Raw genomic sequence first — 12,638 nt, forward strand, 5'->3', positions numbered from 1 at the left:
GAGGTAAAAGAATAATGGCTATCGAAATCAATGTACCGGACATCGGGGCTGATGAAGTTGAAATCACCGAGATCCTGGTCAAAGTGGGCGACAAAGTTGAAGCTGAACAGTCGCTGATCACCGTAGAAGGCGACAAAGCCTCTATGGAAGTTCCGTCTCCTCAGGCAGGTATCGTTAAAGAGATCAAAGTCTCTGTTGGCGACAAAACTGAGACCGGCAAACTGATCATGATTTTCGATTCCGCCGATGGTGCAGCAGCCGCTGCACCTGCTCCGGCAGAAGAGAAGAAAGAAGCAGCTCCGGCAGCAGCACCTGCTGCGGCAGCGGCGAAAGAAGTACACGTACCGGACATCGGCGGTGACGAAGTCGAAGTTACCGAGGTTATGGTTAAAGTGGGCGACACCGTTGCGGCTGAACAGTCTCTGATCACCGTTGAAGGCGATAAAGCGTCGATGGAAGTTCCGGCGCCGTTCGCGGGCACCGTTAAAGAGATCAAAATCAACACGGGCGACAAAGTGTCTACCGGTTCTCTGATTATGGTCTTCGAAGTTGCAGGCGCAGCGCCTGCTGCAGCACCGGCTCAGGCGGCAGCTCCAGCAGCAGCGGCGGCTCCGGCAGCTTCTGGCTCGAAAGAGGTTAACGTTCCGGATATCGGCGGTGACGAAGTTGAAGTCACTGAAGTGATGGTTAAAGTGGGCGATAAAATTGCCGCTGAGCAGTCACTGATTACCGTTGAAGGCGATAAAGCGTCGATGGAAGTTCCGGCACCGTTCGCGGGCACCGTGAAGGAAATCAAAATCAGCACCGGTGACAAAGTCAAAACCGGTTCTCTGATTATGATCTTCGAAGTTGAAGGCGCAGCACCTGCTGCCGCTCCAGCTGCCGCGGCTGCTCCAGCCTCTGCAGCTGCACCGGCTCAGGCTGCTAAACCAGCCGCAGCTCCGGCCGCGAAAGCGGAAGGTAAATCTGAGTTCGCTGAGAACGACGCTTACGTTCATGCAACGCCGCTGATTCGTCGCCTGGCGCGCGAGTTCGGTGTAAACCTGGCGAAAGTGAAAGGTTCTGGCCGTAAAGGTCGTATCCTGCGTGAAGACGTTCAGGCTTACGTGAAAGACGCTATCAAGCGTGCTGAAGCTGCTCCGGCAGCAGCAGGCGGCGGTATTCCGGGCATGCTGCCTTGGCCGAAAGTGGACTTCAGCAAGTTTGGTGAAATCGAAGAAGTGGAACTGGGCCGTATCCAGAAAATCTCTGGTGCTAACCTGAGCCGTAACTGGGTGATGATCCCGCACGTTACGCACTTCGACAAGACCGATATCACCGATCTGGAAGCGTTCCGTAAACAGCAGAACGCCGAAGCTGAAAAACGTAAACTGGATGTGAAATTCACGCCAGTGGTCTTCATCATGAAAGCCGTTGCCGCCGCTCTGGAACAGATGCCGCGCTTCAACAGCTCTCTGTCTGAAGACGGTCAGCGTCTGACCCTGAAAAAATACATCAACATCGGTGTCGCGGTAGATACGCCGAATGGTCTGGTTGTTCCGGTCTTCAAAGACGTGAACAAGAAGAGCATTACCGAGCTGTCTCGTGAACTGACCACCATCTCCAAGAAAGCGCGTGATGGCAAGCTGACCGCTGGCGAAATGCAGGGCGGTTGCTTCACCATCTCCAGCATCGGTGGCCTGGGTACGACCCACTTCGCGCCGATTGTGAACGCGCCGGAAGTGGCTATCCTCGGTGTCTCCAAGTCCTCTATGGAGCCAGTGTGGAACGGTAAAGAGTTTATGCCGCGTCTGATGATGCCGATTTCGCTCTCCTTCGACCACCGCGTAATCGACGGTGCTGATGGTGCGCGCTTTATCACCATCATCAACAACATGCTGTCTGACATTCGCCGCCTGGTGATGTAAGCGAAAAAGCCGGCCCGACGGCCGGCTTTTTTCTGGTAATCTCATGAAGTCAGTGAGGTTATTGTGCGAAAGACAAATCGGTTGCCGTTTGTTGTTTCAAAATTGTTAACAATTTTGTAAAATACGGGCGGATAGAACGACCCGGTGGACGACGGGTATAAATTAAGAGGTCATGATGAGCACTGAAATCAAAACTCAGGTCGTGGTACTTGGGGCAGGCCCTGCAGGTTACTCTGCTGCCTTCCGTTGCGCAGATTTAGGTCTGGAGACCGTCATCGTAGAACGTTACAGCACCCTCGGTGGTGTTTGTCTGAACGTCGGCTGTATCCCTTCTAAAGCGCTGCTGCACGTAGCAAAAGTTATCGAAGAAGCCAAAGCGCTGGCTGAACACGGTATCGTTTTTGGCGAGCCGAAAACCGATATCGACAAGATTCGTACCTGGAAAGAAAAAGTTATCACTCAACTGACCGGCGGTCTGGCGGGTATGGCCAAAGGCCGTAAAGTGAAAGTGGTTAACGGTCTGGGTAAATTTACCGGGGCAAACACCCTGGAAGTTGAAGGTGAAAACGGCAAAACCGTGATCAACTTTGACAACGCGATCATCGCGGCGGGTTCCCGTCCGATCGAACTGCCATTCATTCCGCATGAAGATCCGCGCGTGTGGGATTCCACCGATGCACTGGAACTGAAAACTGTTCCTAAGCGCCTGCTGGTAATGGGCGGCGGTATCATCGGTCTGGAAATGGGTACCGTGTACCATGCGCTGGGTTCAGAGATCGACGTGGTTGAAATGTTCGACCAGGTTATCCCGGCAGCCGATAAAGACGTGGTTAAAGTCTTTACCAAACGCATCAGCAAGAAATTCAACCTGATGCTGGAAACCAAAGTAACCGCCGTTGAAGCGAAAGAAGACGGTATCTACGTTTCCATGGAAGGCAAAAAAGCGCCTGCTGAAGCTCAGCGTTACGATGCAGTGCTGGTGGCTATCGGTCGTGTACCGAACGGCAAAAACCTCGACGCGGGCAAAGCTGGCGTGGAAGTTGATGACCGTGGCTTCATCCGCGTTGACAAACAGCTGCGTACCAACGTGCCGCACATCTTTGCTATCGGCGATATCGTCGGTCAGCCGATGCTGGCGCACAAAGGTGTTCACGAAGGTCACGTTGCCGCTGAAGTTATCGCCGGTAAGAAACACTACTTCGATCCGAAAGTTATCCCATCCATCGCATACACTGAACCAGAAGTTGCATGGGTTGGCCTGACTGAGAAAGAAGCGAAAGAGAAAGGCATCAGCTACGAAACCGCCACCTTCCCGTGGGCTGCTTCTGGTCGTGCTATCGCTTCCGACTGCGCAGACGGTATGACTAAACTGATTTTCGACAAAGAATCTCACCGTGTTATCGGTGGTGCGATTGTCGGTACCAACGGCGGTGAGCTGCTGGGTGAAATCGGTCTGGCGATCGAAATGGGTTGTGATGCTGAAGACATTGCGCTGACCATCCACGCGCACCCGACTCTGCACGAGTCTGTGGGCTTGGCGGCAGAAGTGTTCGAAGGTAGCATCACCGACCTGCCAAACCCGAAAGCGAAGAAAAAGTAATCTTCCCGCTTTTGTGAAAACGCCTCTTCGGAGGCGTTTTTTTTGCCTGAAAGCTACCAGTTCTGGTAGTCATCTTATTGATATTTCCACTAAAAAAAATTGCGCAACTGCCGATACTTTTTTCGCCATTGTGTGGCTACTGGCCGCGCGGTTAAGAGGCTCTGGATTCTCTATTACACGAAAAAAGGAAATAACATGTCTTTAAAAAAAATCGCGGTTGTTGGCATGGTTGTCGCGACAATGACGCTGACTGGTTGTGGCGCGATGACCACCGCCGTTAAAAAACGTAATCTCGAAGTGAAAACGCAGATGAGTGAAACCATCTGGCTGGAGCCTTCCAGCGAGAAGACCGTCTACATTCAGGTAAAAAACACTTCTGATAAAGACATGAGCAACCTGCAAACCCTGCTGGCAAACGACCTGTCTGCGAAGGGCTATAAAGTGACCAGTTCACCAGACAGCGCTTACTACTGGGTACAGGCGAACGTACTGAAAGCGGACAAAATGGATCTGCGTGAAGCTCAGGGCTTCCTGAAGACCGGCTATGAAGGGGCAGCGGTGGGTGCTGCGTTGGGAGCGGGCATCACCGCCTATAACAGCAACTCCTCCGGCGCGGCGCTGGGCGTTGGCCTGGCGGCGGGGCTGATCGGTATGGCCGCGGATGCCATGGTAGAAGACGTGAACTACACCATGGTCACTGACCTGCAAATCTCTGAGCGCAGCAAAGCGAAAGTGACAACGGATAACGTTGCCGCACTGCGCCAGGGCACGTCCGGTATCAAGCTGCAAACCAGCAGCGCGCAGGGCGATCGCGCAAAATACCAGACCCGCGTCGTGTCTAATGCCAACAAAGTGAACCTGAAGTTCGAAGAAGCGAAACCGGTTCTGGAAGCGCAGCTGGCGAAATCCGTCGCTAACATCCTGTAATCTCTCGTGAGTTGGCCGGAGGGGGGGCGCTTCCCCGGCCAAATCACTATTTGACTGGCATTCAGGGCGCTACGGGCTGCCAGTTTTTATCCAGATGATATGCGGTTAACGCCTCGGCTTTCTGCTGTGCATGAGCGCCGAGATCTGCCTGATAGACTTTATCATCACCGTTAATCATAAAACTCATAACGCCAGTGTGATCGTAGCTGACGGGCCAGGCAACCATCGCAAAGCCGCTGGTTTTATCGGGAAGGATACGGAAACGATAGCCGTGATAGCCCGTGCCAGGCTCTTGCGGACTAAAGGCCGGGCCAAGCGGGCTTGGCGCTTCGCCGGGCGAAACAGGCCAGTACAGACCATCTTTTTTCCCTTCAGAACTGACAATCTTTTGCGCGTATTTTTGGTTCATCGCAAAGTAGCTTTGCTGAGCATCTACATAGGCGTGTAATGCTTCAATAGCGGCAAGTTCGTTGCGCCCAATCTCACGGGTCAGGATCTCTTCAGCCGCTTCCTTGATATCAAATTGCCAGCCGGAAGCGGTTTTAACAACCGGGATCGGCAGTTGCCAGTCGCTGTCCCCGACCACCAGGTGCGCGCTATTGCCGTCGATGACGGTATTATGGCGGACCTTCCAGTCGCGCAGGAAGCGATCAACCGCATCAGGATCGACGCCTTCCGGTGGCAGAAACTCGCGCCAGTTTTCCCCGAGCAGGTTGTTCATCGCGCTTTCATTCTGCTCGCTTATCGCGGTTGCCAGGGCATCGGTCGCCTGGTCTGGTGTGCTGAAGGATTGCTGTGCCATCGCGGTGGTCGAAACCATGAATAACACCATTCCACTGAGTAGTTTATTTTTCATGTCGCTTCCCTTAACGATGACGGAATTCACGGTGTTCAGCACGGTCGCCGGATAGCTGGCGAGATGGCTGATTGCGGGCGACCTGCCTGCTTTGAGCCCCTCGCTGCTGCTGCGCCTGCCAACTGGCGGAGCGACTGTCGTTGCCGCTCAGCGCATTGGCCCGCGGTTGGCTGGTCCGTTGTTGAAGATTGCGCTGCTGCACGTTGCGTTGCTGCGCTGGTTGCGTGACCCGTTTCTCTTGTCGCTGAGTGGCGGCCTGGCGATGTTCATGTTGCTGAGTGTTTGCCCGTTTTGCCGTTTGCGGTTTGGTATCGTAACCACGGTAGTTATTACGCTGGGAAATTTGCTTTAGCTGTTGGCTGGATGCCTGACGCTGGGCGTCTTTCGTTCCCGTACGCGCCGTCTGGGGGAAGGTTTTCCCCGTTGATTTTTCCATCTGGCTCAACGCTGCCTGACGCTGGCTATCACGGTTGACCGGTCTTTGCTGGGTTGAGCTTAGGCCCGTAGCCGTGTTAGTGGAGTGGAAGCGGTTATTGAGCTGGCTATTAGGGTACGGCACCCCTTCGCGATAGGCCGGGTTGTGCTGCCAGGTACGGTTGGCATCCGTCAGACGCTGTCCACTGATTTTATTGAAGTTATCAACGTTGATATTGATGTTGTTATCACCGTTGCGGTTATAGCCGCCATGGTTATCCCAGTCATCGTTATGATGGTGATCCCAGTCATCGTCGTCATCCCAGTCGATATTGCTGAAAATGGCATAAGTTGTGGCGACGCCGAGGCTAAAGCCTAAACCGTTAACGAAGCTGTTGCCAAACTGCTCGCCGGGCGTTGGCGGTAGATAGGTTGGCGGATAGGCGGTGTTCGGCCAGGTACCGTAAACCGTATTTGGGTTATAGGTGGGAACGTAAACTACCTGCGGGTCGGCGGATTCAATTTTGATTACCGTTGGGCTTGCTGAGGCGGCGGTCGTGGCTGTTGTGGTCGTTGACTCGCTGGTGACGGTTTTAGCCGGTGCAGCTTTGACCACGGTAGTAACGGTCTGCTGCGGTGTAGATTGCAACGCTCCGGTCTGTTGCGCCAGCGCACGCAGGCGTTGAACGGAATCCATAACCTCTTTCGGCTGCGCAAGGAATGCATCGCCCAGGCTCTGTACCCACGGCGGATTTTCACCCATCAGCGACATCAACTGCGGAAACGCCACCAGCGATTTTACGCTGGGATCCCAGGGTTGGCTGGCAACGGCCTGAATGGCGGCATCACCCTGCATTTTGGGATTGTCTTTTGACCACTGCGCGGCCTGGATGACGTTCGCCGGGTAGGTTGAGGCCATCAAAATTTGCGACAGCAGTGAATCCGGATAGAGCGCGATAGGCGCAACCCACTGATCGATTTGTGCCGATGTGTACGTAGGGGCTGCGGTGGGCGCTGGTTGATCGGCCGGGGCAGGGGCCGCTACGGGAGCTGGAGCCGGTGCGGACGGTTGCTGTGCGACGGGGGCTGGAGCTACTGGCTCCGTTGCGCGACTTTTAACGAACATCACGCCAGAGGCGGCAAACAGCCCGGCACTGCACAGAAGGACAAGCAGATGTGGCTTAAAGGGCAACTTCATAAAATGACTCCAACGAGACAAGCGCTGTGCCGTGAGGCGTTCTGTTGCCGCGAGTATTATTCACCCGTGTTAGATAGTTTTGACTTTTATTGGGGATTCACCCGGCAGGTCCGGAAAAAGAGTGTGAAGATTTATTACACAATTATATCTGATGGCTGAAAAATCGCTGGAATATTCAGCATGTCGCGCTTGAAAATCAACCGTTTTACATCGTTTTTAGGGAGCCTAAATTACGCCCCGCCTTGTCGCTACACCATTCTTAACGATTCAGCCAATTTTTTATGTTGCTTTTTTGTAAACGGATTAACACTTAATGAAAATCCTGTTATTGTGCCTTACGCGGTACCGGGCATTTACCCTACTAACTACTGTCTCACAGGAGCGTGAAGAGAATCGCCCATCTACAAAAGCGCCGCATTATGACAATGAGAGCGAGGAGATATCGTCGTGCTAGAAGAATACCGTAAGCACGTAGCTGAGCGTGCTGCCCAGGGGATTGTGCCAAAACCGTTAGACGCAACCCAAATGGCCGCACTAGTCGAGCTGCTGAAGACCCCGCCTGTGGGCGAAGAAGAATTCCTGTTAGACCTGTTGATCAACCGCGTTCCTCCTGGCGTAGATGAAGCCGCTTATGTTAAAGCGGGTTTTCTCGCTGCCGTCGCGAAAGGCGACACCACCTCCCCGCTGGTGACTCCAGAAAAAGCCATTGAACTGCTGGGCACCATGCAGGGTGGTTACAACATTCATCCGCTGATCGACGCGCTTGACGACGCGAAACTGGCGCCGATTGCCGCCAAAGCGCTCTCTTCAACGCTGCTGATGTTCGATAACTTCTACGATGTAGAAGAAAAAGCCAAAGCGGGCAACGAATATGCGAAGCAGGTAATGCAGTCTTGGGCCGATGCCGAATGGTTCCTGAACCGTCCAGCTCTGGCTGAAAAAATCACCGTTACCGTGTTTAAAGTGACGGGTGAAACCAACACCGATGACCTCTCTCCGGCACCGGACGCATGGTCTCGCCCGGATATCCCTCTGCACGCGCTGGCGATGCTGAAAAACGCCCGTGAAGGTATTGAACCGGACCAGCCGGGCGCGGTAGGCCCGATCAAACAGATTGAAGAACTGCAGAAAAAAGGCTACCCGCTGGCGTATGTGGGTGACGTTGTTGGTACCGGCTCTTCGCGTAAATCTGCAACCAACTCCGTACTGTGGTTCATGGGCGATGATATCCCTCATGTACCGAACAAGCGCGGCGGCGGTCTGTGTCTCGGCGGCAAAATTGCACCTATCTTCTTCAATACCATGGAAGATGCGGGCGCACTGCCAATCGAAGTGGACGTTTCGAACATGAACATGGGCGACGTGATTGACGTTTACCCGTTCAAAGGAGAAGTGCGTAACCATGAAACCGGCGAATTGCTGGCAAGCTTTGAGCTGAAAACTGATGTGCTGATCGACGAAGTGCGCGCTGGTGGCCGTATTCCGCTGATCATCGGTCGTGGCCTGACCACCAAAGCGCGCGAAGCGCTGGGACTGCCGCACAGCGACGTATTCCGTCAGGCGAAAGACGTGGCGGAAAGCAGCCGCGGCTTCTCTCTGGCGCAGAAAATGGTGGGCCGCGCCTGCGGTGTGAAAGGTATCCGTCCGGGCGCGTACTGCGAACCGAAGATGACCTCCGTGGGTTCTCAGGATACCACCGGCCCGATGACCCGTGATGAACTGAAAGACCTGGCGTGCCTGGGCTTCTCTGCTGACCTGGTGATGCAGTCCTTCTGTCACACTGCCGCGTATCCAAAGCCGGTTGACGTGACCACGCACCACACTCTGCCGGACTTCATCATGAACCGTGGCGGCGTGTCGCTGCGTCCGGGCGATGGCGTAATCCACTCCTGGCTGAACCGCATGCTGTTGCCGGATACCGTCGGCACCGGCGGTGACTCCCATACTCGTTTCCCGATTGGCATCTCCTTCCCGGCGGGTTCTGGCCTGGTGGCGTTTGCTGCTGCGACCGGCGTGATGCCGCTGGATATGCCGGAATCCGTTCTGGTGCGTTTCAAAGGCAAAATGCAGCCGGGGATTACCCTGCGCGATCTGGTACACGCCATTCCGCTGTACGCGATCAAACAGGGTCTGCTGACCGTTGAGAAGAAAGGTAAGAAAAACATCTTCTCTGGCCGCATCCTCGAAATCGAAGGTCTGCCGGATCTGAAAGTGGAGCAGGCGTTCGAACTGACCGATGCCTCCGCTGAACGTTCCGCTGCCGGTTGTACCATCAAACTGAACAAAGAGCCGATCGTTGAGTATCTGAACTCTAACATCGTTCTGCTGAAGTGGATGATCGCTGAAGGTTACGGCGATCGCCGTACGCTGGAGCGCCGTGTGCAGAGGATGGAAAAATGGCTGGCGGATCCGCAATTGCTGGAAGCCGACGCTGACGCAGAATACGCGGCGGTGATCGACATCGATCTGGCGGATATCAAAGAGCCAATCCTGTGTGCACCGAACGATCCGGACGACGCGCGTCTGCTGTCTGACGTGCAGGGCGAGAAGATCGATGAAGTCTTCATCGGCTCCTGCATGACCAACATCGGCCACTTCCGTGCGGCGGGTAAACTGCTGGATGCACACAAAGGCCAGTTGCCGACGCGTCTGTGGGTGGCTCCGCCAACCCGTATGGATGCGGCGCAGCTGACCGAAGAAGGCTACTACAGCGTGTTTGGTAAGAGCGGTGCGCGTATTGAGATCCCTGGCTGTTCGCTGTGCATGGGTAACCAGGCGCGTGTGGCTGACGGCGCAACGGTGGTTTCGACCTCTACCCGTAACTTCCCGAACCGTTTAGGTACCGGGGCGAACGTCTACCTGGCTTCTGCGGAGCTGGCGGCGGTTGCGGCGCTGATTGGCAAACTGCCGACGGCGGAAGAGTATCAGACCTATGTGGCGCAGGTTGATAAGACGGCGGTGGATACTTACCGTTATCTGAACTTCGACCAGCTGTCTCAGTATACTGAGAAAGCCGATGGTGTGATTTTCCAGACCGCGGTGTAATACGCTAACGCGATTTGTGTAAAAACGCATCAATGCCCGGAGAAGTCTGCTTCTCCGGGCATTTTTATTTCTATTCCTTATACCCGCTACGCTTTTTTTCTGCCGCGCTGCTGCGATAATTACAGCAAGGTGCAATGCGGTATTGGCGCATTGCCGGGAGCAGAGGAAGACATTATGGATTACGAATTTCTGCGCGATATTACCGGAGTGGTAAAAGTGCGTATGTCCATGGGCCACGAGGTGGTGGGGCACTGGTTTAACGAAGAAGTGAAAGAGAACCTGGCCTTACTTGATGAAGTGGAACAGGCGGCGCATGCGGTGAAGGGCAGTGAGCGCTCCTGGCAGCGAGCAGGGCATGAATACACGCTCTGGCTGGATGGTGAAGAGGTGATGGTGCGTGCCAATCAGCTGGAATTCTCCGGAGATGAAATGGAAGAGGGGATGAGCTACTACGACGAAGAGAGCTTTTCACTTTGCGGCGTAGAGGACTTTCTTCAGGTCGTGGCGGCGTACCGCGAGTTTGTACAACAACGCTAATCAACGCGGAGCCACTCGGCTCCGCATTACTATCGGGTGAGCGCTGTGCGCACCCGATAGCCGAGCACTTTTTCGCAGGCCCGTTATCGGGTGTATTCACTGGTAAAAGTAAGGTGAAATAACCTTGCGGTCATCTTTTGGTTCAGAAAAACGCAGGCGCCTGACGACTGGAGTATAGGCTGGCAGCGCGACTGTTCGGCCTGGGGATACACGCAGGTGATAGTGGCGAGTTGCGCGAGAGGGACGGTCATCGCTCCTTGTTCGCTGTCCATACGCCATACCGCGAGCCACGCCTCATGCTCGTTACGCAGGCCAAAGGCCAACCACGGTGAGGATAATGTGGGCATACCCAACGGCCAGAAAGGCTGTAGATGCGGAATTTTCTCGCGAAACGTTTTATACAGCGCAATCCCTTCCTGAACCAGCGCAAAACGTTCTTCACTCAACTCCGCCAGATGACCACTCTGATGCACCCGCAGCAGCATGCTGTTAACCATATTCATCACCACTTCTTCCCGATCCCCCTCGCGCAGGGGATAAGACCAGATAGCAGCTTGCTCAGGAGTGACCGCTGACGCTGCGGCGGCAGCGATAGCCGCCATGAGCCGATAGTCGGTTTGATCGGTAACGGATTGAATACTGTGCTGTTGCAGCATCGCGTAATCCATCCGTAAACCACCGCTGCCGCAGTTCTCGATCACCAGTTGTGGGTAGCGTTGCATTGTTTTCTGCAGCCAGGCTAGATAGGCACGGTTATGCTGCAATAGGCCGTCGCCGCTGCTGTCGGCCTGGTAGTCAGTACCGCTGCCTGCATTGATGTTGTAATCCATTTTGATATAGCTAACACCGTAATCCTCGACCAGGCGCGTGATGATCCGTTCGGCATGTTCTTGTACCAATGGGTGGCGGAAATCGAGCTGATAGCGCTGATGGTCGATAACCCGTTTGCCATGTCGCTGGAAAAAACACTCATCGGGCAGCTTTTGCGCCAGCGGACAAGCTATGCCCATGACCTCAAGCTCTAACCACAGACCTGATTTCATCCCTTTGGCGGCAATATACTCAAGCGGTTCGTGGATCCCGCCAGGGAAACGCGCGGATGAAGGCAGCCATTCACCAACGCCATCCCACCATTCACCGTCCGAATACCAACCGCAATCAATGCAGAAATATTCGCAGCCAGCCTTTGCGGCTGCATCAATCAACGGCAGCAACTTTTCAGTTGTAGGGTCACCTGAGAGGCAGTTCATATAATCATTGAAGATCACTGGTAGCTGCACATTATCCTGTGAAGGGCGCATTATTCGTCGACGATAGCGCGTTATCTCTTGTAGCGCCTCTTGCAGCCCGCCGTGTACCTGGCTTACGGCAACAGGCACGGAGGTAAAGGTTTCACCGGGTAGTAGTTGTTTCCACCAGTGATTTTCGTTTTCCGTTGGCCCGCTAGCCTGCAAATAGAGACGATTACGGAAATCACCGATCTCCCATTGCCACGAACCGTTATGCTCAATTTGCCAGAGCAGTGTTGTGCCTGCCGCCGTGTCTTCAAATGCCGCCATAGGAAGATAGCCAATACTGGACCAGGTTCCTGTGTTTTCGATAGCGATACGATTAAGGGAGAAGACATTCACCTTATCCAGCCCAAGCTCAGGTGGTGTGGCGCTTTTCCACTGTGCTTCGCCGTACCAGTTATTATGCGGTAGATGCAGGACGCTATTTTTTTGCCAGGGCAGGCTGTCGATGGCGAACAACGTCAGCGAACTGACATACTCCAGGCCGATAGTATCGGCGCTGGCGTTACGGATATCACACCAGACGCGGGCCGCCTGTAGCCCACGAAAATGCTGTAGATGCCAGCGGGCGTGAACCGCTGGGCTATGTAGATCTATCTCCAGTTTTTTCCCCTGCGCATTTTCGCTTTCCCGATGGGCGTGATAGCGCAGAGAGGAGCCTGGTTCGCTACCGGTATGCTTACGGGCGTGGTGATCGTTTTGATTATGGCCACTGACATGCACCTGAATAAGAGGGAATGCACCCTGTACATCACTCTTTCCGACAAGTAAAAACTGGCTGATATAAATTTGTTGTTCTTCATTTAACTCGAAGGAAATATGAAAGTTATCTTCTTTAAAGTCTATAAAGCTCATCTTGTCG

At 54.2% G+C, this 12,638-nt stretch carries 8 protein-coding genes; 5 read left to right on the forward strand and 3 right to left on the reverse strand.

The window, feature by feature from the left end; translation table 11 throughout:
* Window positions 1–14 precede the first annotated feature (14 nt).
* The 3 genes from aceF (at window position 15) to traT (ending at window position 4,434) form a co-directional block, all read left to right on the forward strand.
* Window positions 15–1,907, forward strand: a complete 1,893-nt coding sequence (gene aceF / locus N0B36_RS11565; protein WP_016151718.1) for a pyruvate dehydrogenase complex dihydrolipoyllysine-residue acetyltransferase — start codon at window positions 15–17, stop codon at window positions 1,905–1,907.
* 175 nt (window positions 1,908–2,082) lie between these two features.
* Window positions 2,083–3,507: a dihydrolipoyl dehydrogenase gene (gene lpdA / locus N0B36_RS11570; protein ID WP_003018686.1), complete on the forward strand. Its 1,425-nt coding sequence runs from the start codon at window positions 2,083–2,085 to the stop codon at window positions 3,505–3,507.
* A 195-nt stretch (window positions 3,508–3,702) separates the two neighbouring features.
* A complete protein-coding gene (gene traT / locus N0B36_RS11575; protein WP_043018444.1) occupies window positions 3,703–4,434 on the forward strand; it encodes a conjugal transfer complement resistance protein TraT in 732 nt (243 codons plus the stop codon).
* 61 nt (window positions 4,435–4,495) lie between these two features.
* Here the strand turns inward: traT and N0B36_RS11580 are convergent, their stop codons facing one another.
* Window positions 4,496–5,290, reverse strand: coding sequence for a DUF2950 domain-containing protein (locus N0B36_RS11580; RefSeq protein ID WP_259687855.1), 795 nt, complete (start codon window positions 5,288–5,290; stop codon window positions 4,496–4,498).
* A 10-nt stretch (window positions 5,291–5,300) separates the two neighbouring features.
* Window positions 5,301–6,902: a DUF3300 domain-containing protein gene (locus N0B36_RS11585; RefSeq protein WP_235117041.1), complete on the reverse strand. Its 1,602-nt coding sequence runs from the start codon at window positions 6,900–6,902 to the stop codon at window positions 5,301–5,303.
* A 447-nt stretch (window positions 6,903–7,349) separates the two neighbouring features.
* On the opposite strand from N0B36_RS11585, the gene acnB reads away from it, so the two are divergent.
* Window positions 7,350–9,947, forward strand: coding sequence for a bifunctional aconitate hydratase 2/2-methylisocitrate dehydratase (gene acnB, locus N0B36_RS11590; RefSeq protein ID WP_259687856.1), 2,598 nt, complete (start codon window positions 7,350–7,352; stop codon window positions 9,945–9,947).
* A gap of 174 nt (window positions 9,948–10,121) precedes the next feature.
* Complete coding sequence (gene yacL, locus N0B36_RS11595; protein ID WP_075847966.1) at window positions 10,122–10,484, forward strand: protein YacL; 363 nt, start codon at window positions 10,122–10,124, stop codon at window positions 10,482–10,484.
* An 83-nt stretch (window positions 10,485–10,567) separates the two neighbouring features.
* On the opposite strand, the gene N0B36_RS11600 is transcribed toward yacL, so the two are convergent.
* Entirely contained in the window at window positions 10,568–12,631 is a 2,064-nt protein-coding gene (locus tag N0B36_RS11600; RefSeq protein ID WP_200013958.1) for a glycoside hydrolase family 36 protein, read from the reverse strand.
* Window positions 12,632–12,638: the final 7 nt, after the last annotated feature.

Origin of the sequence: Citrobacter sp. XY323 (assembly GCF_025106035.1) — a bacterium.
GTDB lineage: Bacteria > Pseudomonadota > Gammaproteobacteria > Enterobacterales > Enterobacteriaceae > Citrobacter > Citrobacter braakii.

What these genes read in the sequence shown, in the direction of transcription:
- aceF (WP_016151718.1), top strand. Translation starts at nt 15, where the DNA reads ATGGCTATCGAAATCAATGTACCGGACATCGGGGCTGATGAAGTTGAA.
- lpdA (WP_003018686.1), top strand. Translation starts at nt 2,083, where the DNA reads ATGAGCACTGAAATCAAAACTCAGGTCGTGGTACTTGGGGCAGGCCCT.
- traT (WP_043018444.1), top strand. Translation starts at nt 3,703, where the DNA reads ATGTCTTTAAAAAAAATCGCGGTTGTTGGCATGGTTGTCGCGACAATG.
- N0B36_RS11580 (WP_259687855.1), bottom strand. Translation starts at nt 5,290, where the DNA reads ATGAAAAATAAACTACTCAGTGGAATGGTGTTATTCATGGTTTCGACC.
- N0B36_RS11585 (WP_235117041.1), bottom strand. Translation starts at nt 6,902, where the DNA reads ATGAAGTTGCCCTTTAAGCCACATCTGCTTGTCCTTCTGTGCAGTGCC.
- yacL (WP_075847966.1), top strand. Translation starts at nt 10,122, where the DNA reads ATGGATTACGAATTTCTGCGCGATATTACCGGAGTGGTAAAAGTGCGT.
- N0B36_RS11600 (WP_200013958.1), bottom strand. Translation starts at nt 12,631, where the DNA reads ATGAGCTTTATAGACTTTAAAGAAGATAACTTTCATATTTCCTTCGAG.